This window comes from Bdellovibrio sp. KM01 (genome assembly GCF_013752535.1).
Lineage (GTDB): Bacteria > Bdellovibrionota > Bdellovibrionia > Bdellovibrionales > Bdellovibrionaceae > Bdellovibrio.
In genome coordinates, this window is the sequence record NZ_CP058348.1 from 2,592,814 (window position 1) to 2,616,887 (window position 24,074).

Sequence of the window (24,074 nt, forward strand, 5' to 3'; positions counted from 1 at the left end):
TCCGGCTTCGCCGGAGTAATGGTGGTTTCTAATTTATTTAGCAGGACTATGATTTCACAAGATTAGCAGTCCATTGTTGGATCATTGCCAAAGTTCCCTGCTTCGCGTTGGCGAATTGGACACCGTACGCTTGGTTTGCTTCGCTCCACACGACTTGACCCTGCACTTCGATGACCTCGTGGCCATCTGGGCTTTGGATACGCATCGTGATAATGCCACCTTTTTCCAGAGCCTGATCGGTGTTGAATGACAGACCACCTTGAGAGATGGAGTTCATCGAACCAACCAACTCGCGATCGCCGACCATTACTTTGATCGATGATTGCATTTTGAAGCGATCGTGACGGCGTTTGTTTCTTGGATCGTTAGCCATCGCACGTTGACGAAGGACGAACCACACAGCCATCGGAATCATCATCAAACCAAAGACCACACCCGCAGTTGGATTTGCACCACCCGCACCTGGGCCGCCATTAATAGCTGTCGTGACCAAGCCACAACCTGTCGCGCCACCTGCTGAATCAGCTGATGCCGGATAACGACTTGCAGAGTATACGTAACTTGGCTGAGAAGCTGTTTCCCCGTGACTTGCTTGAACAGCCGTAATCAGCTTAGCAGAGTCAATACGTCCACTTGTTGAAACATAGTTTGCAAGACCTGCAATCACGTCAACATTGGCAAAAAGTTTTTGCTTAATTTGGTAACCCGTCAATTGCGGTTCTTCACGAAGCGCCAATGCTGCCACACCGGCAACGAATGGAGACGCCATAGAAGTACCCGACATATAGTTATAACCGCCACCTGGAACTGTACTTAGAATACTTTCGCCAGGGCTTGCGATATGAACTGTGTTTTTACCATAATTCGAAAATGAAGAGCGGACATCAGAAGAACCCACAGATGCAACCGAGATCACACTTGGAAGATCATAATTCGCTGGGTACATCGGCAAGCTGTCATTGTTACTGTTATAGTTACCTGCCGCATTGACGATCAAAATACCATTGTTATAAGCCGCCGTCAGAGAATCCAACAATGCTTTAGAGAAGTTTGATCCCCCCCAAGAGTTATTGATAACCTGCGCGCCATTATTCACAGCATAGTCGATCGCTTTGATCGCTGTCGCCGTTGTGCCCGTCCCGTCAGCAGCCAATGACTTGACTGGCATGATCACGATTTTGGATTCAGGTAAAGGACGTTGGAAGATATTAAGACCCGCACCCACCACGATACCCGAAACGTGAGTGCCGTGGTTGTTGTCGTCATTTACGTTGGGTGAGTTCGCTACGAAGTTCCAACCATTGATATCATCGACGAAACCATTTCCGTCATCGTCATAACCTGGTGTTCCGTTAGCTTCAGCAGTATTCACCCACAAAGCACCCGAACCACCCGTACCATCTGATTTATACGCTTTAAATACCGGATGCGTGCGATCCAGACCGGAGTCGACAACCGCCACGATGACTTTATTACTATTAGTAGAGAGTGATGTTGAAAGACTCCAGGCACCTGTCACGGCCGTGTTATTTACAACGGTATTTGAAAACTGTGAATAAGACGTCGAATTCGTAGAAACCCAATTGTTAGTTACCAAAGTTTGCAAAGCATAACCTTGGGATGCGTATTCAGAATACGAAGTCTGACCAGCTGACCATATATAGTTAGGCTCTACATATTCGATATCTGGATCTTGTTTAAGATCTTCAACCTCTTGAGAAGCCGTCGACAAAGAACGTACAGAAACGTGATACATACCTAAGCGGCTGTATGCACCTTTCATAGTGACTCTTTGCGCAAGTCTTGAACGAACGCCTTGTTGGTTTACACCCGTTGAACTGTTACGCACTTTCACGATGTATTCGCCCGGAACAACAGTCGACATCTGTGCGAATGCTGCTCCACTGAATGCTACGAACGGGACAATGAAACCTAATATAATGCGTTTCACGGTTTCTCCTTAAGAAATTGACCCTTAACTATTCGGTAAATGGTCTAGGAAAGATGAGTAGAAATGCGCATTATTTAGAGCCCCATTTTGAGACAAGCGTAAGGCCTTGAAGCAACTGGCCTTCCCTGATATTAATTTTTTACCGATACAAAGAGAGACAGAAGGACCATCCAGCTATGAAACAGCTTCAGAAAATATTCTTGCAAGGGCTCGTAACTTTCCTGCCCATCGCCCTTACGATTTACATCATCTATGCTGGTGTCTCTATCGTGGATAGCATCCTTGGGGATGCCCTTCGCCAAGTGATGCCGGTGTATATCCCCGGCTTGGGCTTCTTGCTGACGATCGTTTTGATCTTCTTTTTGGGCTTCCTTTTGAATAACCTTTTGGCTGCGGGTCTCTTTCACAAACTTGAACAAAAGATGACTCAGGTTCCATTGTTCAAAGCAGTTTACAGTCCCCTGCGCGATTTAATGAATATGTTCTCAAAAAGTGGTGGCCCCGGTGGCGCTATGCAAACCGTGGTTTTGGTCGATATCGCTGAATCAGGTATCCGTGCCATGGGTTTGGTCACTCGCGAAAGCTTTTCTGATATTCCTGCGATCCAAGCTCAAGCCAATGATCACGTATCTGTGTATATTCCGATGAGTTATGGTTTGGGTGGATTCACTTTGCTAGTTCCTCGCAACCGCATCACTCCAATCGACATCCCGATTGAAAGAGCGATGAGCCTGGCCATCACGGGCTGGGTCAAAGCGGATAAGCACGAGGGAGACAAGTAATGAGCGATGCATCTTGCGCAACCACTGTCAGCAAAGCTCTTAAAATCAATAACGATCTGACTCGCTATGGAGCCTTTGCCGAGATCGGTGCTGGCCAAGAAGTGGCCCGTCACTTTTTCCAAGCCGGTATGGCTTCGCAAACAATTGCTAAAACCATCTCTGCTTACGACATGATCGTCAGTGATGAAATCTATGGCCGTGAAGCCAATGGCCGTTATGTTTGCGAATCCCGCTTGGAAAAAATGTTGGATCACGAATACAAGCTTTTGATTGAACGTCTGAGCGGTCCGCGTGGTGGCAAAACTTGCTTCTTCTCTTTCGCATCCACTGTGGCGACAGCCTCTGTAGGTTCTAATAAGCAATCCCATGGTTGGATTGGTGTTCGTTTTCAAGCGACTCCCGGTGGCCCCGCAAATGAGATTATTCTGCATGTGCGTATGCTGGATCGTCACCGCCTGCAACAACAAGAATCGCTGGGAATCTTGGGTGTGAATCTGATTTTCAGTGCTTTCTATGATTTGGCTGACACCGACAACTTCATTCCACAATTGGTGGAAAACCTTAAAGAAGGCCAAGTTGTTATCGACGTGATTAAATTCCAAGGCCCGGCAGTTGCTCACTTTGACAATCGCCTGATGAACCTGGAACTGGTTCACCGTGGCTTGGCTGAAGCGATCATGTTCTCTCCTAAAAACGAGATCCTGAATGTTTCAGATGCCATCTATGGCAAAGCTCTGCTTATTCAGCGGGGAACCTTCCGCCCTGTTACGACAACTCATATTGATGTGATCCAAAAAGGCATGGTGCAAATGCGTGCGGACGTCAAAGCAATGGAAGGCAAAGAGATAGAAGTTCTGCCTGTCATGGAAATGACGATGCACAATCTGCTGACTGACGGCGACGTCAACGAAACAGATTTCCTGCATCGAGTGGAAACTTTGACCAGTCTGGGTTACCACGTGATGATTTCTAATTTCCGTTTATTCTATACTCTGAAAAGATTCATTCGTCGCTATAACCAAAACATGCTGGCTTTGATCATTGGTGCAAGTCACCTGGAAAAACTATTTCAGGAATCTCATTATCAAAATCTGGAAGGCGGCTTGCTGGAAGGTTTGGGCAAACTGATGGAGCAAAAGACCAAAGTTTACGTCTACCCTCACAAGACGGCCCAAGTGTGCATGACGACGAAAAGTTTCTTCCCACCGAACAACCTACGCCACATCTATGCTTACTTCGTGGAAAGTAAGCAGATTGTGGACGTATCCGGTTGTGATGAGACAGCGGATTACCTGCATTCGGGCGACGTCATGAAAATGATCGAAGCCAAGGATTCCCGCTGGGAGCAGTTCGTTCCGGAAAAAGTGGTTGCGGCGATTAAATCGCAAAAACTTTTCGGTTATAAATAATCTTAATAAATAGACACCCGGTTTTATTCGTCGTGAGAGATGGTTTATTTCGGGTGTTCGTTTGCGCGAGTTTACGTGCGCTTTAAAGAAGAGTGTCTAGTGCAGACTTGCACTGAAAATATCTAGTGCAGATTTGCAAGACAAGATAGCAATACAGAGTTCTCTTTATCATTCAGATCCAAAGTCATCTTTGCTTTGATCATTTCTAGTAGCTTAACCATTAATTAGCGCCTCCTTTCATTGCACCAATATACGGTAAAACCGCCCAACATCTCCAACGCATATTAAGAATCCGAATATGCACATAATGCATAAATCCAAAAGGTACGGACACACTTTCTCCCATAGGCCTTACGTCGAGTTCGCAGCAGGCTTTTTTGGAGGCAAAAGGTACGGACACACTTTCTCCCTTAAGCCCTACGTCGAGTTCACAGCAGGCTTTTTCGGGAGAAAGTGTGTCCGTACCTTTTGATTCTCAGTGAGTTGTCGTTTAATTCTCATTCGGCTTTCATAAACGAGAATGACTTTCAAAATCTTGGTTTTCTGCCGAAAGGCTTTTTAACCTATAACAGTTGGAGGTCCCTGTGAGCCTAGTGCAACTTATCTCTGGAACCGAATGCAAAATCTCCGTCGTTACGATGGACGCTCTGAATCTCATCAATGGGATTCTATCCCCGTCTACTTCTCGCCAAGAAGTTTACCGCTTATGCTGCAAAGCCGGCATTTGCCCCGTCACTCTTCTCCGTCCTAAAAGATAGTCTCGGCCGGCTGTCTCAGATTGAAACACCTCCTGGGCACATGGGTTGCAATTTCGAACCTATAACAGACTTCGGTTGATCGAAGTCTGTTTAGGAGCAACCAATGCGTACACCAAAGAAATATCTGTCGACACTTTTGACGACCACATTCCTTTTTGCGCTACCATCATTTAGTTACGCACAGAAAGTGGGATTCGAAAGCGAATTCGCAACAGCCGGTTTCATGGAAGCCCAATGGGGCGAAAAGCAAAGGGAGCTCTCTAAAACCATGCTGGAAATTGTAAAAGCCAATTTCGCCGGCCAAGGTGAAATCGTCACAATTCCATGGGCAAAGTATCCTGAAAAAAATCTGACAATGTTAGCCTATAAAGATCCACGAGGTCGCATGTGGAGTGTGGATCCTGAATCCGTCAATACCACGGGTCTCGATGGTGTCGAGTTCGTGACGCCGGCCTTGGATTCACAGGAAGATATCGAACGCTACTCCAAGATTATGAAAGCCTTCCGTAAAACCGGCTTGCTTACACGTGGATTGAGAAGTTCAAACCATGTCACCGTTGATGTGAGTCACTTAACTAAAGACCCCAATAACATCAGCAAATTGGTGGATTTAATCCTGACGATCGAAAATCACTGGATAGAAATCTATCGTTTCTTCGATCCAATTCGCTATGGGACAATTATCAACCGCTTCTCGGTTCCACTGGCGTTGGACCAACAAGATTTGCTGAAAGAACTGGCTGCCCTGCCGGAAAATCAGCGTACTTATAGCAACGTACGCAATCTATTTTTAAAGTATGACCAACTGGAAGATCAGCTTCGCAACGGCGATGGTAAAAATGCCGTACGAAAATGGAAATATCGCGCGGCAAATTATGGTAAGCTTTTTCGTTTGGCACCTGACTCAAAAGCAATTTCAGCAATCGAGTTTCGTATCGGCGATTTAGACTTTGGATCGCGAATTGAAGAAAAAGCTGAGTTTGTCAAAAAACTTGTCTCTTTAGAAACACTCGATAAGACCTTCAAATCCCCTTTTGGCGATAAAGTTTTGGATTGGAAACAAGGCACTGAAGCTTTAACAAAATCGCAGCTAAATACTGACTTTCTAAAAAACCTAGTGAGCGCGGAATCCCTTGCTCTTATTGAAAAGAAAGAAGTTAGAAAAGCAAACCAAAATACCGCTGACGTGGACCTTCTGGACATGAATAGACCCGTTGAAAAAAATGGCAAATTTGTGACCTACGGCTTTGAGGCAGAATTTGAAAATGGCGCACGAGCAAAGAGCATAATCAAGGACAATTCCGCCGTAAAAATCAATACCTTTCCATACTTGGAAGGGAACTTCAGCATGGAAGACACTGGAAACCTGGAAGTTCGCTCCATTGGTGGCGAAAGAAATTTAGGTGAAGTTCTTGAACAAATGGACAATGTTAAAACAACTCTCCGCGAAGACTTGCGCGGATTTCATATGCATATGCGAATTCCCGCTGAAATCATCAGTCAACATGATCCCGAAATTCTAAAAGCCTGGCTGAGTAACATCTCAGACGCCGTGTTTGCATGGAGACTTCAAAATCGCCAACATTTCTTTGCGTTAAAAGCAAAAACGCAACAGCGTCTGACTTACGCCGACGGACTCGAAATGCGCGGGCCTATTCGTCTGATTCCACTTGATAAGGGCGGCTGGGATATCGAAATTCGCGGCTACATGTCGGACTCAGAAAGAATTGGAATGATGGCTCAGAAAATTGTGACTGGACTTATGAATCCATCTCTCATTTCAACGTCTCTAAGCGAGCAACGACTCATTTCCAGTAAAAAAATGACGCTCGAGGAATCTCTAAAAAAATTCAACAAAGTTATTCTTAACAGAAACATGTCAGATAGAGAGATAGAAATAGCCCAGCAACTTTCGAAAGAGGTCTACGGAGAGGGAGTTTTGCCTCTTTATGATTTCGCAACGCTATTTGACAATCAACCTATTAAAAAACGTAAAATTCAAGACGCAACAATGACTTTTTTTAAAGAAGTCACCACAGTGATTAGAAACGATCTGAGTGGCAAGTACACCGAACAAGAGAGAAGCAAGCAATTCCGTTGGCGCATCAAAAGATGGGCCCAGGCCATTGATCTACAAACGTTGATGGAACAACGAATTCTAAGATCTCCAACTGATTCGAAAGGAAAAGAAGTCATTCCGTATGCCTACGATCGGGAAGCCAGCCTACAAGCCAAAATGGCGAAAGGCGCATCTACAAAATGGACACAATTAATGGATGAACTCAGCCAGGAAAGGCATGCCTGGAATGTTTCAAGAACTATTACAGACATAAAAAATCAACCTGGGTTTTATGACTTATTGGAGACACTCTTCTCACAAAAGAAGGGTTATGTAGCTATGATAGATGGTGCTGCCTTATCGCTATCAAAAGACACCAGCGCCAGAGCATCTGAAATTCTTCTCAAAAACTGGGATTCAATTTCGAATGGTACGCGCACAACACTGCTTATGAACTTCACAGGTCGAACAGATAATTTTTCATTGGACCTTCTTGAGAAGGTTATTGCCAGTGAATATTCTTATGGGAAGATGTTAGCTCTAGCGATCCTAAAAGAAAGAACCGAGGAACGGGCCGTAAAAATAATCGGCAAAGCTATGCGAGAAAATGATTTGGAGATTCGCTCTGCCGCAGTCTCAGCATTAGCGAGACGCACCGACCCAGCCTCATTTGCATTACTAAAGAAAGCGCTTCAAGATCCATCTTCTGAAGTTTCCGACCTCGCTATAAGAGGTTTCAATGGAAGAAACGAAGCCGAAATCCCGCTGTTGCTTAAAAAAATCACGCCTGCGAGAAATGAACGGCTCACAATCATCCTGGAAGCGCTCCAAGGAAAAAGTGATCCCATCACGCAAGAGCTTGCAATGCAAAGCATGTCAATTGCATTGAAGAAGAGAAATATAGATCTTCAAGTTGCATCCTTAAGAACAATCCGTGGTGAACTGACTTCTGATTTGTCTGAAATGGTCCAAAAAGCATTTGGATTCAATAATCGCAAAGTCACACTTGCTGCAGCGATGATGCTTGCGCAAAACTCTGATCCCAAGGCGCATCTTATGCTATTCTCTCATTTAGATAAAGTTGAGACAAATTATCTAAATGAGATTCTCGACGTTTCTCGATCGGAAATCACTGAAAAATTATTTAATGCCGCTCTCGCCTCAAAAGGACTCTATGAAAGCGATCGTGCCTCAATAAAACGAAGCTATATTTTACGATTTGGATCTTTGAATGCGAAACCCACTGCAATCGTAAATTCCTGCCAGGCGGTATTTCAATAACCGCCTGATCATAGTAGAACCAAACGGAGAATCATGGCAGCGGTCTTCTGGCAGGCCGCTGCTCCCAACTCTCTTTCAAAGTGATTTTGAATCTGGTCATACACTTTAATTAGCGTCAGCGCTTTCTTTTTCCCTTCAGGCTTAAGTTCAATAAAAAACTTTCGCGCATCTTTGGGATCCAGCACTCTCTTCACCCAACCTTTGTACTCCAAATGCGAAAGTATATGGCTCATATTTCCGCGAGACGTATTGAACTGCTCTGCCAAAGCTGACGGCGACAAATCAGACCGGCCTTCAAAGAACAACGCAGTCAGCACCAGGCCCTGCAACAAGTTGACGTCTTCTTTTTTTAGTCTTTTGTTTAATTGAGGAATTATGGCCTCATAAGCCGAATTAATGGCGAATACAGGGCTGTGTTCCAGGTATTTTGAAATCTTCATAGGATGATAATAGTTTAACTGTTCAACTATTGATAACAAAAATTGTATCTTTGAGGTTTTTAAAAATCTCACTCCCCTTTATTCTGACGAAAAAAAAGGGAGATCTATGACTGCCGAAAAATCTTTTATTCCATCGCTCATTCTCAGGTTTGGTAATAAAATCAGTCACCATATTGCCGCCACCTTAATGGGTGCTGTGATCATTACAGCAGTCGCGCAAATCAAGATTTCCCTGCCTTTTACTCCGGTGCCAATCACAGGACAAACTTTTGGTGTGGCTTTAATCTCCCTGTTGTGGGGTAAAACTCGCGGTTTTGCAGCCGTGGTGATTTACCTGCTCTTTGCTGTAACAAGCATGAGCTTTGGACCCACCAGCGGTTATCTCATCGGCATGCTAGTCGCATCCTATTTAATGGGCTACTTAGCGGACCGAGGATGGACGGAAAAATATTGGAGTACTTGGCTTGCTGCATTTCTTGGGAGCTGTATCATTTTATCCTGTGGCGTTTTGATTCTATCACTATATATGCCCCACGATACGTTGCTACTGACTGGAGTTTTGCCGTTTCTTCCCGGGGATTTTCTTAAAACTCTTCTCGCCTGCTTTATCGTAAGGCAGGTCAAACGATGACTTTCACAGCGAATGTTTGGAAACATAAACACTATGTAAACCAAAGCCGCGCCGGGCTCTCACCAGACGATATTTATCGTAAACTTCAGACACCACTTTACGATGGAAAGATTGTCACTCCCCGCTGCGAAATGATATTTACCGACAGAGTGTCAAAGTGACTCTGAAATTATTGGCACTGCCTTTGCTTTAACAATTTTAACTTCGCTAATGAAGTTCAACACCACAGGGGGAATTTTTATGATGATGATGAGAACAACTTTTGCCGCTTTTATTTCTTTGGCGACATTGTTTATAAATGCCCCCGCCCACGCACAGTCTCGCGGATCCGAAGATTTACAGCGTCGGGTTTATCAATTGGAGTCGACTGTCTATAGACTTTCACAACGCTTAGATCGTCTGGAATGGGGCGGCCCTGATCACGGCAACGGAATGTGGGTTTGCTCCGTGCGAGATATGAATCTCGGTGGCGTCTATCAAGGCAAAGCTAAATCACGTGTTGAAGCAGCCGCGAACGCCAATAATCTATGCGTCAGTTCCTCAAGTGTAGCAAGATGCGAAACACAAGCCGATTGCGAGCGTCTTTAAAAAGTTCTGCACGGCATCTGCAAAAAATATTTCTCAGAACAAAGCTGAAACCCTTATCGAAATAAAAAACCACGACTTTTAAGGCCGTGGTTTTTTCGTTTAACAGAATAAGCTTCGCTCTTTATCTCAGCTAGCTGCTGGAGAAAGTGTGTCCGTACCTAAACGCGGGATTGCAGGAATTCGATCAGGCATTGCACCGGTTGCCCCGAGCCCCCGCTGCTGCCGATGGCGCCGTTTGCGCGATCGGCCCAAGCGTATACATCCAAGTGAGCCCATTTTTTGCCGCCGACGAATTTTTGCAGGAAGAGCGCTGCTGTGATCGCTCCGCCGAAACCGCCACCGGAGTTTTTGCAATCCGCAAACGGTGACGATAGATCGCCCCAGTATTTATCGAACAATGGCATGCGCCAGTTCAAATCACCTGCGCGTTGGCCGGCTTTAGTCAGCTCGTTTGCCAAATCGTCATCGTTTGCAAATAGACCAGCGATCTCTGCACCCAAACCGACTTTGATAGCACCCGTTAGAGTTGCCACATCGATCACAAATTCAGGATCATCGGAACCTTTTTGTTTGCAAGCCACGTCTAAAACGTCTGCCAAAACCAAACGGCCTTCAGCATCAGTATTGTCAATTTCAACTTTCATCCCGTTACGAGCGGTGACGATATCACCAGGACGGAAGGCATTTGCATCCACTGCATTTTCAGCCAAAGCCAGATAGAAATCCAAAGGACCTGGGTATTGAGATTCAGAAGCCCACAAAGCCAAAGCGATCACACTTGCCGCTCCACCCATGTCTTTTTTCATCAAGCGCATCGCCGATGACGGCTTGATATCCAAACCACCTGTATCGAAAGTGATTCCCTTGCCAACAAAAGCCACAGGTTTCAAACCGGATTTCTTTGTTGGACGGTATTTCATATGCACCATGCGCGGACCATGGGTCGCACCCATACCCACCGATAAATGCAAACCCATTTTTTCAGAAGCAAGTTTCTTGTCGTCCCAAACGGTCACTTTCAAGTTTTTACCGAAAGGCAGTTTTTTTGTCGCCATTTCAGCGAATGTTTTCGGATTCAAATCGTTCGGGGGCATGTTCACCAAGTGGCGAGCCAACGTCACCGCACGGGCGCGAACCGAGGCTTCTTTAATCAGGGCTTTATCGAAATCTTCAGAAGATTTGATCAAAGACACTTTTGGCATATCCGCCAAGTGTTTGCCGTCAACGAATTGGCGATAATTGTAAGGAGCCATATCCAAACCAACCAAGGCACCCAACTCTTGAGCTTTTTCAGTTCCAAAGAACTCAATACGCAACGCCTTTAATTGGTGAGATTTAAAATGAGGCACCAAGGAACCGAATTGATCACGGGCCCAAGTATAAGTCGCCTCATCCAAAAGACCATCGTGACCAACCGAGTTTTTGCCCTTAGGACGCACGATCCAAACCGGTCCTTGCAGCCCTACGAAATGGTTAAGCTCTTTGTCATTCTTTTTGATGGATTCCATTTGCCAGGCCAGCGCATGTTCTTCCACTAAACCTTGAAGCTTATTAGAGTCATCGGCAGCCAAGAAATAGACGAAGCCCGTCATTTCATTTTTGGCTTTAAGTTCCTTGCCAATATCAAATGTTTCAATCCACGAACGGATTTGCAGCTTTGCGGATGCTTTTGACGCCGCTACCTTCTTTTTTGCCACGGTTGCCTCACTTTTTCTTTGTGATTAAGACAGAAAAATCCATAAAATAGTAATATGACGTGGACCGAGACCACAAACCTTAAATTTTGCTTACTCAATGCAGAGAATCTGTTTCTGCTTTTTGACGAGCCGCCAACTGCTGAGGTCCTCAAGTACAATGAGCGTCAATGGCAAGGTCAGTCCATTTCCATTTATGAGAACAAGTCCTTAAAGAAGTGCGAGGACATCGCAAAAAGCCTGATCGAGATCAACGCCGATATCATTATGCTGTGCGAAGTTGGCGGTTTTGAATCCCTTAAAAACTTCAACCATCTCTTTATGAACGACGCCTACTCGCCATGTTTGATTGAGGGAAACTCCGATCGCAATATCGATGTGGGCTTTTTGATCCGCAAAGGGCTGCCTTTCTATTTTGATCTTTTGTCGAACAAGGCGCGCCTGATCAATTACCTTTACCCCCACGAACGCCAAAGCTTGAACAGCGGTTATCAGGTCAAAGGCGGCAAAGTGACGACCAGTCATAAATTCTCCCGGGACGTGGTGGAATTACGCCTATTTAAACAAGACAAAGACAAACCTTTTATGATCTTGCTTTTAACTCATTTAAAATCGCGTTTGGATCCGGAACGCATAGATCCCAATGGCTTTGAACGTCGTCAGGCAGAGCTTCGCACGCTTTTGGAAATCTATCGCGAGCTCGAAGAAAAGCATCCGCAAACCCCCATTATGGTGGCGGGTGATTTCAATGGAAATGCCGGTATCTTAAATACCGACGAGGAATTTAAGGACATTTATACCTCCACGGGACTTAAAGATGTTTTTGAAGTTGCGAACTTAAGCGCTGAACAGCGCGCGACTTTTTATCAGGTTAAAAGCAGTGCTCGTACCGAGGGGCGCCAAATCGACTTTGCGTTTTTGTCACCACTGATGCAGACATTATTAAAGCCGAACTCCGCCAAAGCATTTCGTTACCGAGACGAGTTCGGTAGCGAACGCGGAATTCCACAAAATATGGAAGCCAAAATGCGCATCCCATCAGATCATTATCCCATCGTGTTCGAAATCGAGAATATCGTTTTGCGCTAATTGCTCACTCACAGTTTTCGTTGCCCCTAATCCCGGAATTCGCTATTCTTGAATTATGGGTATGCAGAAAACAGTTGTTCCAGATTTCAAAATTTCAGCCAAAGTCGTTTACGTCCCTTCCGAGTCAAATACGGAAAAGGGCTATCACTTCTTTGCCTATAAAATTGCGATCACGAACCAAGGTTCTGCCCCTGCTCAATTGATGAGCCGTCACTGGGTCATCACTGACGCTTTGGGTAAAAAAGAAGAAGTTCGCGGTCCCGGGGTTATTGGCATGCAGCCGAAAATCCAACCCGGTCAAACATTTGAATATGACAGCGCGTGCCCTTTGAATACGACAACGGGAAGCATGCAAGGTCGCTATCACTTTGTTACCGAAGACGGCCAAAGCTTCACCGTGGACATCCCAGAATTTTATCTGGTAGCGCCTACGTCTTTGCACTAGTTCGTTTTTATTGGCGCATTTCTTCCGGCGCTATTCTTTCACAAATTTTGTCGCTGAGATTTTTAAGGTCTGCAAGTTCATCTTTGCGTGGAAAATATTCTCTTAAAATAATCGTCCCTTGATCATGGGGCAGCCATGGCAGTCTAAGCTCCACGAACCCTCCACGGGCCACACGATAAGTTTTCTTTACTTCAAGTTCTAACTTTGTCCCCCAAGGGACACAGGTGTTGCCCTCATATTCAAAGCCACTGAAATCTTCACCGCGGTATGCGATAAAATCAATGTCCACCGCCCCCGAGTCTTCAGTGCCGGCCATCATGGAACAAAAGGCGCGATTCAAGCCCTGATCTTTCATGCTGCTCCAATAGGAGTTCACGATGCGGGCCTCACCAGGATTCAAGGCAAATGAGTTCATGTAGTGGTAATTCCAGGTATTCACTTTGCCTTCGGTCTTCAGATACATACAGCTCACATGATTAACGTCATCGATGGCATACGAAACATGTGCTGATAACATCAATAGCGAACTCAAAATCATCGCGCGCATACACTCCCCTGTTCCTTAAGAACTTAAATTCATTATTATTTTCTATCCCTGTCAACGCCTGCCACGATTTACCAAGGGCAGCGAATGGTTGCGGACTTTCTCCGTGAGTGATGACAAAAAGGTCTAGTTTTCAAAAGCCGCTCTGGTAAATGCAAAGCGGCCTGTGTTAGACCCTAGCCACCCAAACGAGGAGGCCCCGATGGCGGTATTCAAAACTCTTAGAGATCTGCTGAAAGCTCCCAAAAAAGAACTTTGCCTATGTATGATCGTATCTGAACAAGAGGGCGCCGAAATTTGGGTCAACGGCGAACAGACAGCCTTTGTCACTCCCCGCATGGTGGCTATTCCCCAAAATGAAGATGTGGAAATTGAAGTTCGCCTAACAGGTCACGAAACCCGCCGCGCAACTGTGCGCTCCCCGCAAAAGCTGAGTTATTACTATTGCAACCTGGATCGCGTTCCTCTTAGACTGGTACGCGATGAAATCGACAACCGTGCCACTTTATAAAGAAACCAAACGCCTGATCCTGCGTCACCTTGAACCCTACGACTATGAAAATTGGTCGCAAGCTTTCAGCAGCATGCGCCCACCACAAAGCGAGTGGGATGAAACCAGCTGGACACTTTCCGAACTGACGAAAGCCAAATTCAAAGAGAAATTGAGAAAAGAACTAAAGCGCCGCGCTGCTGATTCAGCTTATGAGCTCAGCGTTTTTCGCAAAGACGATGGCATGCTGATTGGTCATGTGGCCATCGATGGCATCATCCGCGGAAACTTTCAAAATGGCGTTTTAGGATATCGCATCTTCAATAATTTTTGGGGAGAAGGATATGCCACGGAAGCTTGCGCAGCCGCGATGCAATTGGCATTTAAAGAATTAAAACTTCACCGCGTTGAAGCCTTTATCGAGCCCGACAACAAGCCCTCATTGAAGGTCGCAAAGAAAATTAAACTTCGCAAAGAAGGTCTTAGTATTCGTCGCGTGTTCTTTAAGAAAAAATGGATCGATCTTTCCGTCTTTGCAGCAACCAGCGAAGACTACGGAATTAAGTATAAATTTCCACTAAAATAGAAATAAATAGCACCCTTCGTCTATGTCATAGATCAAACCAAAGATTGCGAACTGACACTTTACCTAAAGTTCACTGGCAGACACTCCTTCGCGGGGTCAGAATCATATACAGGATCTGATCCTCATAACAAAGGAGTTAGTTATGGCCCAACCAGCAACATACTCTCAGGCGAAATCGACTGCTTCAAATGCAGCTTCAAAACTGCAAAGCGGTTACAAAGAAATTCAAGGAAGAGCTCGGGAAGCACTCGATACTTCTTCCGATTTCGTATCTGATCATCCTGTCAGCTCAGTTCTCGGCGCCTGCGCCGTAGGCTTTGTAGCGGGCATGTTGATCCGTTCACGCCGCTGGTAAAACAGCAACGAGGGCTTTTCCAAGGCACCCCATGGGAAAGCCCTGCGTTCATTTTCACTTCATCCAGATTTTTTTGAAAACTTACAATCTCAATTCACAGCTTTGGAGGCGTTTTTCATGTTCAAAATTATTTCCAGCTTAATCGGACTTTTCATGGGCTCAGGATCTCCTTTTGGTAAAAGTATGGGTATCGACTTTAAAGGCATTCAAGCCAGTGTCTTCGATGAACTCGCCGTCAGAGCCCGCAAACCCGTACTCCTTCTGTTGCTGGGAATAGGTTCGATCGTATTCTTTTGCTTTGGTTCTTTTATGGCGATCCTGGATGCCACTCGTCAATATGATCGCAGCGGTCACATCTATGCGACATCAACTCTTTGGACCGGCATCATTCTGGCTGCCGTAACGGCTGGTGGATATGCCTGGATCTTTATGCGTGAGTGGCCTGGACTTAAAAAAGTTCATGCTCAAAAAAGAGCGGAAGAAGAAGCCCTGGAGCGCGAACGCGAGCAGCAAGCCAACTCCCATCCGTCCGATATCGAGGGCGCGATTGCTGCGATCCTTATGGATTTTGTGGAAAGTCGTCGAAGCAAACGTGAAACTCGCTATGCCGAGCGCGAACAACGTCGCGCGGAACGCCAAGCGCGCCGAGAGGCCCGCTTTGAGCAACGCGAAGCCTGGAGAAACGAACAAAGTTCATCCTCTCAAGAACCGCCACGTCATTAATAGTTTTTATATAAGCGCCAGCCCTTCACCACAGCTGTGAAGCTGGCGCCACTGGATGAGTTCAACAAAGAACCCGAAAAGACGTAATTAACAGGATCCACAGTCGTCACATTGGACGTCTCAACAGGCACATCGAACTGAAATTGTTGACGCTGCTTCTGCGAAATACCGATCAATGGATAGTACGTGAAAATATCAAAGCCGTTTCTGTGAGTTCTGAAACTTAAAGAACTTCCCGGTGGCAAATCTGAATCCGCAAAGAAAACAATTTCTAAAGTCGCTTTCGAAGCCTTGGTTGGAACCAACGGATCCATTTGCAAATAAGTGGAGCTGCGATCGTTCTTATTAAAGCGGTAATCTTTTTCCGTCAGTGGCGCGTTCAAATAAATGCATTCGCCATTACCGACGTCACGAAAGCGCATGATCTCACCGCTAAAAACTGCGATAAACCACAACATCTCACTTTTTTGCGTATAGCCTGCCGGTAAAACCGGAGTGCCGCCCGAAGGTGTTCCTAATAGCGCCATCCCCGTGCCGTCGGCTTTCGCGATGACATAAATATCAAGGCCTTTGGTAAAACTACGCCCCAGATTTCTGTCAATGCCACCAGCACCAACAGTTCCTAATTGCAAACGTAATGACCCTGTAATGGGGAGTGTGTTGAGACTTTGCGGACCTTGCATAATTACTGAAGGCGCAAGACCAAAGCCTTTTAAACGTAAAGTCGATTTGTCATAACGATCGAACGTCAAACCCCACTGACTGTAGGCATTAGAGTTGATGACGGTGATTTGATCACCACCTTGGGCAGACTTGCCAGCAGTGGAGGGGCCCAAGCTATCGACGAGGGCCTTTTTTTCTTGAGGTGTAAGACTAACAGGTGCGGGAGCTTCCTTTTTTGTACACGCAGCGAAGCACAACACAGTTGCCAATACTAAGATTATTCGATTCATTGAACTCCCCACCTACGCTCAAGTATAATTCTTATTTACTGCAAGAGCCACCGGCTCCGCCGCCATCGCCACCGCCGTCTTTACCTTGACCGCCGCCGCCACCATCTCCGTCACGACCGTTACCATCGGAACCGCCGCCCGTACCGCCGTTGCTTGCGACCTTCATACAGATCACTTTTCCGGCAGTGTCGACGCCCGTCATATAAGAACCCGTTTCGCAGATAAGATCTGCCGAGGCCTCAGTGACCGTGCCAGTGACAATCGTTGAGTTATTATTCTGATTTATAACGTTGTTCGTTACTTGGGTGTTGTAGTAACTTGCCAACGCAACCGTCACAGTGTCTGTGATCGGACGAAGCTCAACACCTCTCGCTTTGGATAAATCCGTGTGATAGTCGATTTGCACGAAGACATTCATCGCCTGCGCTTTTGGACAAGATGCCACAGCGGTAGCACCACCACAGATCAACTGCATTTGCGAAGAGATTTTGAGTGGGCAGGATACATTCCACTCTTTACAAGGTTTCCCCTGGAGATCGTAATAAACATTCTTACCTGAAAGAGGCACACCCAAGGCATCGACTAATTTAAAGTCTGACTTGGTCGTCGAGCAGTTGTTCGTGTTTAAGCAAGTGCTTAGGACCGGATTTTCCGTCAGCATCGCGCTTTTCAGAATTGCCGCACCATTGATGGCGTTCATGCGCACTTGATTACGCATGGACTCAACACCACTTTTGGCTGAATACACAGAAACATCTTTCTGCATTTTCACCATCAGCGTTGTCATGACGATGGAAAGGAGTGCTACCAATCCCGTCGCAACCAAAACCTCTACCAATGTAAAACCCTTACTTGATAACTGGTTTCTCATAACTCACCTCGCGGAATAATTTCGCGTTGTTTTAAGTTCTAAAATTCTAAATTTAAAATCAGTCATAGGAACATCGGCATTCACGACATTCAGGGTATTTTCATCCACCGCCAGATTCGGAACATCTTTCACCACGGAAATCACCTGTCCCGATTTCGCAGCCATCGGGACATAAAAGCGAACCACTTCTTGTCCGTCTGCGGAATTAAGGGCAATCCAGCCTGGTTTGCTTAAGCTTGATGTCAGCATCAAACGGAATTCCACTTTGATCGAGCCCATATTCTGCGGAACTCTGTCTTTTATTGAAAACTGCTTGGAGATTGCTTTGAAGCCATCATAGCCCTGTTGGAACAGGTACATGAACTCGCCATCACCCATGTCTTTAAAGGGTTGAATGGCGCCGTTTTTAACTTCGAAAGCACCCAGAGATTCACTTCTTAAAACGTAGAATTCCGGCAATATAACCTGCGACCCCATCGGCGCCATGATCAACTTGGCATTCTTGCCGAACTCTTGAGAAATCACGTACAACTCAACTCCACCCGAATAGTTAGAAGGAGCAGAACGCAATACACCTGAAGTTAAGAAATGATCTGAAAGCTGGGCACGCAGTGGGCGCTGAAGCAAAATCGAAAGAATTTGCTTTTTGCCTAAGACAGCCACTTCAGATAATTTACCCGTTGGCAGCAAATCCACGGTATTGCCCGTTTGCTGAAAGCGGAAGCCTCGCTGTTGAAAGCCTTTGCCATTAACAATTAATGCGTGGCTCACGGACGTGAACATCGCAAAAACAGTCAGAATGGATAAAACTTTAAAACACTTCATAAGCTTTCTCTAAGCGCAAATCGCTTTGTTATTCACTAGATCCACACCACGCATCAATTGGCCACCAGGACAAGTCAGGTTTTTAATACTTTTATTTCCTTCTTGGGATCCAGACAAAGGCAACAAAGAGGTTTCAATCACTTCACGAAGTCCATAGGCTGCTACCTTGTTCGCGATGCCTGGGAAAATTTCGATCTTGGTCACCAAGTAGACCCCACCCGCATAAATGCATTGAGGGGCGCCACGGTTGCATACAGCTTTTGCAACCGCAGAAACTTTGAATGGACATTGCGCACTCCAGGGAGCACAGGCAGTTCCTTTATAAGTATAAAAAGAATTTGGCGAAGCGACAGGCTTGCTGTTCGGTAGCGCCAGAGAAAAATCCACCGTCGTGCCGTTCACACATTTTGCAGTTCCTAAAATACAATCTTTGATTCCGGCATTTTCAGGAAGAGTGGCGCTGTAGTTCACCGCCACACGGTTCAGGGCCAGCATTCGCACATTGCCTTTAAGCTCTTCCAGCTCGGCGCGGTTTTTTACCACTTCTAATTGCTGAGTCATTTGGTACATCTGAGTCGCAAACAAATAGCCGCCAACGCTTACGAGGCCGATCACCACCATAAGCTCAACAAGAGTCATCCCCTTGTTATTCAACTTTTTAGTTTGCACGTTCTTGAACACAATCCCCCCGGATTGATTTCCAATTAATTCGCTGACAGACGGATCACGCTTCCGTACTCCATGTTTATAAAAATATTATTTTTATAAACCGTCGGAGCGCCCGTCATAAAACCTTTAACTGTCCATGTTTTTATAACTTTGCCGTCCTGGGCACGCATCAAACACAACTGATTCATTTCGCACATTTGCAAAAATGCCCATTCGTTTTCGGAAACACGAACAGCCGTTGCGCTCTGAAGATTGAGAGCTTTGGAGTCGAAAATCTCGTGTGACCACAAGACTTTACCCGTGCCCATATTGTAAACAACAAAGCCCGATTTTTCACCATGATAGTTAATCCCAATGAGAGAACTACCAGGAACGATTGCAGGCGAAGACTGACTCACTCCGGGAATTTTCACCTGCCAAACAGGCTTTAATGTTGTCAAGTCCACCGCCTCAAATCGAGAACCCCACGAAGAGAAGAATAATTTCCCGTCGGCAATAGTCGCAGTTCCCTTCATCGCGCCACCCGCATCACCCGTCCATAGCAAGGCACCGGTATCCATGTGAAAAGCAAACATCCGACCGTTGTTGGCTCCAACAAAAACACGACGATGTTCGGGATCCAAAGTCACGCTCGAATGAATTTGCTCCCCCACCCACGGACTTTGCCATTTGATTTCACCCGTCGTTCCGTTAAGGCGCGCGATATATCCATTCACATCAGAAGTTTCGATAGAAACGAAGAAATCGTTTTCAAAAAATGTCGGTGAAGATCCCATGGCCTCGGCCAAACGAATAATCCAAATCGGCTCACCGCTTGATTTCTTCAGACAATAAAAGAAACCGTTGTAAGAACCAAAGCACACGCGGTCCTTGATCAGGATCGCAGATCCGTGAATTCCGTTGTCAGTTCGTGAAGTGAAGAACTTCCAGCGCACTCTTCCGTCCAGCTCAAACGCATAAAACCAACCGTCATCACCACCAACATAAATACCGGAATCATCCACCGCTGGCGTTGCTTTGCTGGCACGATGGACGGAATAGTTAATTTCCTCGGAGGACCATTGAACTTTCATGTTTTGAAAGTTTTTTAAAATCTCGTTCGAATATCCCTGGCGATAGACATTACCCCGATACATCCAGGTCACGTCTTGATCGGTCAGAATCTCACTGCTGATTCCCGATGTTAATTGCGGAACCATGCGATAAGTGCGTGACGGGCTGCCATCGTGATAGATCGAAGAACTTTGTTTGGCCAGAGTCGGCAGATTCAATAGCACGAAGCCGCCAAAGCAGATCGTGAAAGCCGCGAATAGAGTCCACTGCATAAGGGCGCGTCGTGATTTTACCATTGGATCCACTCGTTTCGCCCGAAAGAATTGAACTGATAATTTCCGGTGCAGAAATCTTTGATATTTACAATTTCTTTAAACTCCGCATCGGTCTGACGTCGCACCATCAAACTTAGACGGACATTTTTAAAATCCGGCTGGTCTTTTAAGGACTCGCAGGCCGCTTTCGCTCTAGAGAAATATAAATACGGTTCGCAGCGAATGCGCATGGCTGAAGGCTGAAGGCCCGAGGCAAATTCCTCATAGCGATCTTTGTATTCGGCGATCATGATGTGATCACACTCCACACGAGCGTCGTACATGTTCAAAGAAAGTACACGCCCCTCGCCAGTGACGGCAGCGTCTTTACTTAAAAGCAGCGGATAAAACTGGGCCGCCCAGAAAAGCAGAACCACAGTGACCAGGGCCCAGTGCGTGTCTTGATTTTTAACTTCAGCCTTACTGGAAGCTTCTCCCCAAATCCAGCTCAAAGGAAAGATCGGAAGCAAGCATGACATTGTCGTCGGATAATAATATCCGACCCAATACCAGGACGAGGCATGGAATAAAATAAAAAAACCAAAAACTGTCCAGGCCATCCAGGAGCGACGCCCCAGCAAGAACCAGCTTAAGCCAACTTCCAGATAAATTACCGCCGAGCAGGCAATGACCACCAACCATGAAGGCCAAGTACCAACATCATAAATTGCTCCACCGGTCATCCATTCCAAATTGCGCAGCTTCAGCAAACCGGCCGCGCAATAGAAGGTCACTATCAGAACTTTGATGAAAATTTCTTTTCGAGGAAAAAATAGATAAACGATGCCGATGATGAACGGCATGTAGTGATAGTTCCCCATCAATCGATAGTCGATCAGCAAGAATCCATACTTCACCAGGAACAGTGCGATCAGTCCAAAATAAGCGAGCCGCACTCGTCCCTTCAACATCAGGATGAAAATAGCAATGGCCAAACCCAAGTAAGCCCACAAAGACACCATCGCAGCGGTTCTATTAGGAAATCTCCAGAAGGAGCAATCCTCCATAAAAGACCAGCACAACGGTGACGGCGCATTGTTCATGTAAAAATCAAATGCAACGTTGTGGTTCCAAAAATAGAAAGTTAGGAAATGAACGACCACCAGGAAAAATCCATAGATGCGCAACACACGGCTGTGCTGAATTTCTTCGATTTGGCGGTTTAGGTAGTTCAAAATCATTTACTTGCCTGATAGGTCCCAGAGTGTTGTTTCACTGGTGCGCCGGTGCAGTTTTCGAAGGTAGTGCCAACCAGAACAACTTTGTTCCAATCGATATTTTCAAACTTACAATTTTTAAACTTGGAGAAAATAATGCTCGCACCTTTCAGCTTCACCCCGTCCCAATGCACATTTTCTAAGGAGACGCTATCCATTTGCATGGCGCGGGCATCGACATCGGTAAAGCGCACGTCTTTTAAAACGGATTGCCTGAAGTGCGCCCCGCGCAAGTCGACGTGGGAAAGTTTCACGTCACTAAAGCGATAGTCCGTGAAATAGGCGCGGGTGAATTCACTGTGCTTGATATTCAAACGATCCCAACTGCCATGCAGGAAATTTACATTCCCCGTTTTTAAAGTTTCGATATTTTGATCTTTGAAGTTTTCTTCGAACAAAGTGACTCGGCCGAATTCGCCGCCACTGCGAAATTTCGCAACGATTTCATGAGGTGCTTTCAGGCGATCTTCGGGAGCACAAAAGGCGTCGGCCAACACCACTTGCGATGTGAAATTCAAAACACAGACGGCTAGCAATGAAAGCGACCGGATCATGTATTCCCCCGCAGATATTTTATGCCATTTCACAGAGCGAAAGAATGACTTTTCCAAATATCGGGGGTGGAGTCCAGTTGGGATCTCGAACTGAGACACTGAGATAAACAAAGGTTAATCGGGAGTAATAATTTGTGCAGCTAAACCACGACTTTAATCGCGATAAATACAGCCACCCCTGCCAGGATCAGAAGTCCTGCCATAAAGGCAAGGTCTGCGATTTTTTCCAGTGCGCGATATTTTCCTGATCGCAGACTCGCATAGGAACAAACACTCGAAATCAAGAAAATCACAATCGTCACGGCCGTGCACTCATCCAGGATCGTTGCTTCTGTTTTATCCATAAAATGCGCCATGGAAAAAATAAGAAAACAGATCCCCAGCAGATTCGCCGAGGTGGGTAAGATGTGATTGGCTACGGATTCTTTGGTATTATTTAAGTCACTCATGGAGAGCGCATGAAGGTCTTCCACGTGCCTTCTTCAGTTCGTTGATATACAAATCGTTCATGCAGACGTCCATTGTGGCCGAACCAGAATTCGATTTCAGTTGGAACCACCAACCACCCGCCCCAATGAGGTGGACGAGGCACCGGTTGACCCTCAAACTGTTTTTCATACTCTTGCACGCGACGGGCAAGATGATTGTAATCTGGGATTTCTTCGCTTTGATTGGACGCCCAAGCACCGATTTGACTTAAGCGAGCGCGGGTTTTCCAGTACGCATCGCTTTCTTCGGGATTCACTTTTACAGCCATTCCCGTCACGCGCACTTGTTGCCAGATTGCTGGCCAATAGAAATTCAAGCACACATTCGGGTTGTCCTCGATATCGAGGCCCTTGTGGCTATGGTAGTTCCCAAAAAAAACAAAACCCTCTGGAGTTCTGTCTTTCATATAGACAATTCTCACAGAGGGAATGCCCCTATCATCCACAGTCGCAACTGACATTGCATTTGCCTCTGGGATTTGTTTTTCGATCGCCTCTTTAAGAAGGCGATCGAAATGAAGATAAGGGTCAATAGTTAGATCAAACATCGTTACTATTTTTTAGCTTTTGCAGCTGGTTTTTCAGCTTTAACGATATCCATCAATTCAACTTCGAAAACTAGAACTGAATTTGGTGGGATACCTGGGCGGCCTGAAGGACCGTAAGCAAGTTCTGGTGGGATGAAAAGTTTAGCTTTAGAGCCAACTTTCATCAATTGAAGAGCTTCTGTCCAACCTGGGATAACGCCACCAACTGGGAATTCAGCTGGTTGACCACGGTCGTATGAAGAGTCGAATTGCTCACCGTTCGTCAAAGTACCTTTGTAGTGTACTTTTACTACGTCTTCTTTTTTAGGTTGAGCGCCAGTGCCTTCTTTTTCGATGATGTATTGAAGACCAGAAGCCGTTGTTTTTACACCAGCTGCAGATTTGTTTTTCTCAAGGTAGTCTTTACCAGCTTTAGCGTTTGTTTCAGCAGCTTCCTGCTGTTTTTTCATCGCCATTTCTTGAAGTTTCATCATCGCTGCTTGCATGTCTTCTTTAGTCATTTCGTTTTTGCCAGCAGAAGCATCTTTCAAAGCCTGCGCCAAAGCGTCAGAATCGAAATCGATGTTTTGTTGTTTCAAGTTGCCACCGATTTGTTGACCAATAGCGTATGACGCTTTTTTGATATCAGTGTCCAACTTTACTTTTCTAGTGCAGGCAGTAGATGCAGCAAGTGCAACAACAAGGCCTCCAAGTACTAACTTATTCATTCTATCTCCCCATTCAAGGTTGTTAATTTTCACAGACCACATATCTTGCG

The 24,074-nt window shown here is 45.8% G+C and carries 25 protein-coding genes; 11 read left to right on the plus strand and 14 right to left on the minus strand.

Annotation, left to right across the window (positions count from 1 at the left end; all coding sequences use genetic code 11):
- Positions 1 to 46: 46 nt before the first annotated feature.
- Positions 47 to 1,951 carry a S8 family serine peptidase gene (locus HW988_RS12565; RefSeq protein WP_181604594.1) on the minus strand — a complete coding sequence of 635 codons (1,905 nt, stop codon included), beginning with the start codon at positions 1,949 to 1,951 and terminating at the stop codon, positions 47 to 49.
- Between the two features lie 176 nt (positions 1,952 to 2,127).
- On the opposite strand from HW988_RS12565, the gene HW988_RS12570 reads away from it, so the two are divergent.
- From HW988_RS12570 to HW988_RS12580, 3 genes are all read left to right on the plus strand, one after another.
- Positions 2,128 to 2,733, plus strand: coding sequence for a DUF502 domain-containing protein (locus tag HW988_RS12570; RefSeq protein ID WP_181604595.1), 606 nt, complete (start codon positions 2,128 to 2,130; stop codon positions 2,731 to 2,733).
- Entirely contained in the window at positions 2,733 to 4,142 is a 1,410-nt protein-coding gene (locus HW988_RS12575) for a hypothetical protein (RefSeq protein ID WP_181604596.1), read from the plus strand. Before HW988_RS12570 ends, HW988_RS12575 begins: the two co-directional genes overlap by 1 nt.
- Positions 4,143 to 5,003: 861 nt before the next feature.
- Positions 5,004 to 8,240: a HEAT repeat domain-containing protein gene (locus tag HW988_RS12580; protein ID WP_181604597.1), complete on the plus strand. Its 3,237-nt coding sequence runs from the start codon at positions 5,004 to 5,006 to the stop codon at positions 8,238 to 8,240.
- Positions 8,241 to 8,248: 8 nt separating this feature from the next.
- Here HW988_RS12580 and HW988_RS12585 read toward each other — a convergent pair whose 3' ends face one another.
- Positions 8,249 to 8,752, minus strand: coding sequence for a MarR family winged helix-turn-helix transcriptional regulator (locus HW988_RS12585; protein ID WP_220128736.1), 504 nt, complete (start codon positions 8,750 to 8,752; stop codon positions 8,249 to 8,251).
- A gap of 34 nt (positions 8,753 to 8,786) precedes the next feature.
- Between HW988_RS12585 and HW988_RS12590 the strand changes: the two genes are divergently transcribed.
- Positions 8,787 to 9,311: a biotin transporter BioY gene (locus HW988_RS12590; RefSeq protein ID WP_181604599.1), complete on the plus strand. Its 525-nt coding sequence runs from the start codon at positions 8,787 to 8,789 to the stop codon at positions 9,309 to 9,311.
- 240 nt (positions 9,312 to 9,551) lie between these two features.
- Positions 9,552 to 9,899, plus strand: a complete 348-nt coding sequence (locus tag HW988_RS12595; RefSeq protein ID WP_181604600.1) for a hypothetical protein — start codon at positions 9,552 to 9,554, stop codon at positions 9,897 to 9,899.
- Between the two features lie 158 nt (positions 9,900 to 10,057).
- Here HW988_RS12595 and HW988_RS12600 read toward each other — a convergent pair whose 3' ends face one another.
- Entirely contained in the window at positions 10,058 to 11,596 is a 1,539-nt protein-coding gene (locus tag HW988_RS12600; protein ID WP_181604601.1) for a leucyl aminopeptidase family protein, read from the minus strand.
- Positions 11,597 to 11,650: 54 nt separating this feature from the next.
- On the opposite strand from HW988_RS12600, the gene HW988_RS12605 reads away from it, so the two are divergent.
- Both HW988_RS12605 and apaG read left to right on the plus strand, forming a co-directional pair.
- The gene (locus HW988_RS12605; RefSeq protein ID WP_181604602.1) at positions 11,651 to 12,682 is read left to right on the plus strand and encodes a hypothetical protein; all 1,032 of its coding nucleotides are present in this window, start codon (positions 11,651 to 11,653) and stop codon (positions 12,680 to 12,682) included.
- A 55-nt stretch (positions 12,683 to 12,737) separates the two neighbouring features.
- Positions 12,738 to 13,127, plus strand: coding sequence for a Co2+/Mg2+ efflux protein ApaG (gene apaG, locus HW988_RS12610; protein ID WP_181604603.1), 390 nt, complete (start codon positions 12,738 to 12,740; stop codon positions 13,125 to 13,127).
- Between the two features lie 7 nt (positions 13,128 to 13,134).
- Here apaG and HW988_RS12615 read toward each other — a convergent pair whose 3' ends face one another.
- Positions 13,135 to 13,674 carry a hypothetical protein gene (locus tag HW988_RS12615; RefSeq protein ID WP_181604604.1) on the minus strand — a complete coding sequence of 180 codons (540 nt, stop codon included), beginning with the start codon at positions 13,672 to 13,674 and terminating at the stop codon, positions 13,135 to 13,137.
- A 199-nt stretch (positions 13,675 to 13,873) separates the two neighbouring features.
- Here HW988_RS12615 and HW988_RS12620 point away from each other — a divergent pair, with 199 nt between their 5' ends.
- The 4 genes from HW988_RS12620 to HW988_RS12635 all read left to right on the plus strand — a co-directional run bounded on the left by HW988_RS12620 (position 13,874) and on the right by HW988_RS12635 (position 15,825).
- On the plus strand, positions 13,874 to 14,182 hold the full coding sequence (locus HW988_RS12620; RefSeq protein WP_181604605.1) for a hypothetical protein: 309 nt from the start codon (positions 13,874 to 13,876) through the stop codon (positions 14,180 to 14,182).
- Positions 14,154 to 14,747, plus strand: a complete 594-nt coding sequence (locus HW988_RS12625) for a GNAT family N-acetyltransferase (RefSeq protein ID WP_181604606.1) — start codon at positions 14,154 to 14,156, stop codon at positions 14,745 to 14,747. The genes HW988_RS12620 and HW988_RS12625 overlap by 29 nt, the downstream gene beginning before the upstream one ends.
- Positions 14,748 to 14,889: 142 nt before the next feature.
- Complete coding sequence (locus HW988_RS12630) at positions 14,890 to 15,102, plus strand: YqjD family protein (RefSeq protein WP_168196654.1); 213 nt, start codon at positions 14,890 to 14,892, stop codon at positions 15,100 to 15,102.
- A 117-nt stretch (positions 15,103 to 15,219) separates the two neighbouring features.
- The gene (locus HW988_RS12635; RefSeq protein ID WP_181604607.1) at positions 15,220 to 15,825 is read left to right on the plus strand and encodes a hypothetical protein; all 606 of its coding nucleotides are present in this window, start codon (positions 15,220 to 15,222) and stop codon (positions 15,823 to 15,825) included.
- On the opposite strand, the gene HW988_RS12640 is transcribed toward HW988_RS12635, so the two are convergent.
- The 10 genes from HW988_RS12640 to HW988_RS12685 all read right to left on the minus strand — a co-directional run bounded on the left by HW988_RS12640 (position 15,822) and on the right by HW988_RS12685 (position 24,024).
- Positions 15,822 to 16,778, minus strand: a complete 957-nt coding sequence (locus HW988_RS12640; RefSeq protein ID WP_181604608.1) for a hypothetical protein — start codon at positions 16,776 to 16,778, stop codon at positions 15,822 to 15,824. The genes HW988_RS12635 and HW988_RS12640 overlap by 4 nt on opposite strands.
- 31 nt (positions 16,779 to 16,809) lie before the next feature.
- The gene (locus HW988_RS12645) at positions 16,810 to 17,649 is read right to left on the minus strand and encodes a type II secretion system protein J (RefSeq protein WP_181604609.1); all 840 of its coding nucleotides are present in this window, start codon (positions 17,647 to 17,649) and stop codon (positions 16,810 to 16,812) included.
- A gap of 3 nt (positions 17,650 to 17,652) precedes the next feature.
- Positions 17,653 to 18,474 carry a hypothetical protein gene (locus HW988_RS12650; protein ID WP_181604610.1) on the minus strand — a complete coding sequence of 274 codons (822 nt, stop codon included), beginning with the start codon at positions 18,472 to 18,474 and terminating at the stop codon, positions 17,653 to 17,655.
- Positions 18,475 to 18,483: 9 nt separating this feature from the next.
- A complete protein-coding gene (locus HW988_RS12655) occupies positions 18,484 to 19,155 on the minus strand; it encodes a PilW family protein (protein ID WP_181604611.1) in 672 nt (223 codons plus the stop codon).
- A 23-nt stretch (positions 19,156 to 19,178) separates the two neighbouring features.
- Positions 19,179 to 20,492 (minus strand): PQQ-binding-like beta-propeller repeat protein, encoded by a 1,314-nt coding sequence (locus HW988_RS12660; protein ID WP_181604612.1) that lies wholly within the window; start codon positions 20,490 to 20,492, stop codon positions 19,179 to 19,181.
- Positions 20,486 to 21,691 (minus strand): hypothetical protein, encoded by a 1,206-nt coding sequence (locus HW988_RS12665; protein WP_181604613.1) that lies wholly within the window; start codon positions 21,689 to 21,691, stop codon positions 20,486 to 20,488. The genes HW988_RS12660 and HW988_RS12665 overlap by 7 nt, the downstream gene beginning before the upstream one ends.
- Positions 21,688 to 22,281, minus strand: coding sequence for a pentapeptide repeat-containing protein (locus HW988_RS12670; RefSeq protein WP_181604614.1), 594 nt, complete (start codon positions 22,279 to 22,281; stop codon positions 21,688 to 21,690). Before HW988_RS12670 ends, HW988_RS12665 begins: the two co-directional genes overlap by 4 nt.
- Positions 22,282 to 22,421: 140 nt before the next feature.
- Positions 22,422 to 22,730 carry a hypothetical protein gene (locus HW988_RS12675; RefSeq protein WP_181604615.1) on the minus strand — a complete coding sequence of 103 codons (309 nt, stop codon included), beginning with the start codon at positions 22,728 to 22,730 and terminating at the stop codon, positions 22,422 to 22,424.
- On the minus strand, positions 22,727 to 23,317 hold the full coding sequence (gene pdxH / locus HW988_RS12680; RefSeq protein ID WP_181604616.1) for a pyridoxamine 5'-phosphate oxidase: 591 nt from the start codon (positions 23,315 to 23,317) through the stop codon (positions 22,727 to 22,729). The genes HW988_RS12675 and pdxH overlap by 4 nt, the downstream gene beginning before the upstream one ends.
- 5 nt (positions 23,318 to 23,322) lie before the next feature.
- On the minus strand, positions 23,323 to 24,024 hold the full coding sequence (locus HW988_RS12685) for an FKBP-type peptidyl-prolyl cis-trans isomerase (RefSeq protein ID WP_181604617.1): 702 nt from the start codon (positions 24,022 to 24,024) through the stop codon (positions 23,323 to 23,325).
- Positions 24,025 to 24,074 lie beyond the last annotated feature (50 nt).

Excerpts from the sequence above, each read along its gene's own strand:
- HW988_RS12570 (WP_181604595.1), top strand. The coding sequence starts at position 2,128 with ATGAAACAGCTTCAGAAAATATTCTTGCAAGGGCTCGTAACTTTCCTG.
- HW988_RS12575 (WP_181604596.1), top strand. The coding sequence starts at position 2,733 with ATGAGCGATGCATCTTGCGCAACCACTGTCAGCAAAGCTCTTAAAATC.
- HW988_RS12580 (WP_181604597.1), top strand. The coding sequence starts at position 5,004 with ATGCGTACACCAAAGAAATATCTGTCGACACTTTTGACGACCACATTC.
- HW988_RS12590 (WP_181604599.1), top strand. The coding sequence starts at position 8,787 with ATGACTGCCGAAAAATCTTTTATTCCATCGCTCATTCTCAGGTTTGGT.
- HW988_RS12595 (WP_181604600.1), top strand. The coding sequence starts at position 9,552 with ATGATGATGATGAGAACAACTTTTGCCGCTTTTATTTCTTTGGCGACA.
- HW988_RS12605 (WP_181604602.1), top strand. The coding sequence starts at position 11,651 with ATGACGTGGACCGAGACCACAAACCTTAAATTTTGCTTACTCAATGCA.
- apaG (WP_181604603.1), top strand. The coding sequence starts at position 12,738 with ATGGGTATGCAGAAAACAGTTGTTCCAGATTTCAAAATTTCAGCCAAA.
- HW988_RS12615 (WP_181604604.1), bottom strand. The coding sequence starts at position 13,674 with ATGCGCGCGATGATTTTGAGTTCGCTATTGATGTTATCAGCACATGTT.
- HW988_RS12620 (WP_181604605.1), top strand. The coding sequence starts at position 13,874 with ATGGCGGTATTCAAAACTCTTAGAGATCTGCTGAAAGCTCCCAAAAAA.
- HW988_RS12625 (WP_181604606.1), top strand. The coding sequence starts at position 14,154 with ATGAAATCGACAACCGTGCCACTTTATAAAGAAACCAAACGCCTGATC.
- HW988_RS12630 (WP_168196654.1), top strand. The coding sequence starts at position 14,890 with ATGGCCCAACCAGCAACATACTCTCAGGCGAAATCGACTGCTTCAAAT.
- HW988_RS12635 (WP_181604607.1), top strand. The coding sequence starts at position 15,220 with ATGTTCAAAATTATTTCCAGCTTAATCGGACTTTTCATGGGCTCAGGA.
- HW988_RS12640 (WP_181604608.1), bottom strand. The coding sequence starts at position 16,778 with ATGAATCGAATAATCTTAGTATTGGCAACTGTGTTGTGCTTCGCTGCG.
- HW988_RS12645 (WP_181604609.1), bottom strand. The coding sequence starts at position 17,649 with ATGAGAAACCAGTTATCAAGTAAGGGTTTTACATTGGTAGAGGTTTTG.
- HW988_RS12650 (WP_181604610.1), bottom strand. The coding sequence starts at position 18,474 with ATGAAGTGTTTTAAAGTTTTATCCATTCTGACTGTTTTTGCGATGTTC.
- HW988_RS12660 (WP_181604612.1), bottom strand. The coding sequence starts at position 20,492 with ATGGTAAAATCACGACGCGCCCTTATGCAGTGGACTCTATTCGCGGCT.
- HW988_RS12665 (WP_181604613.1), bottom strand. The coding sequence starts at position 21,691 with ATGATTTTGAACTACCTAAACCGCCAAATCGAAGAAATTCAGCACAGC.
- HW988_RS12670 (WP_181604614.1), bottom strand. The coding sequence starts at position 22,281 with ATGATCCGGTCGCTTTCATTGCTAGCCGTCTGTGTTTTGAATTTCACA.
- HW988_RS12675 (WP_181604615.1), bottom strand. The coding sequence starts at position 22,730 with ATGAGTGACTTAAATAATACCAAAGAATCCGTAGCCAATCACATCTTA.
- pdxH (WP_181604616.1), bottom strand. The coding sequence starts at position 23,317 with ATGTTTGATCTAACTATTGACCCTTATCTTCATTTCGATCGCCTTCTT.
- HW988_RS12685 (WP_181604617.1), bottom strand. The coding sequence starts at position 24,024 with ATGAATAAGTTAGTACTTGGAGGCCTTGTTGTTGCACTTGCTGCATCT.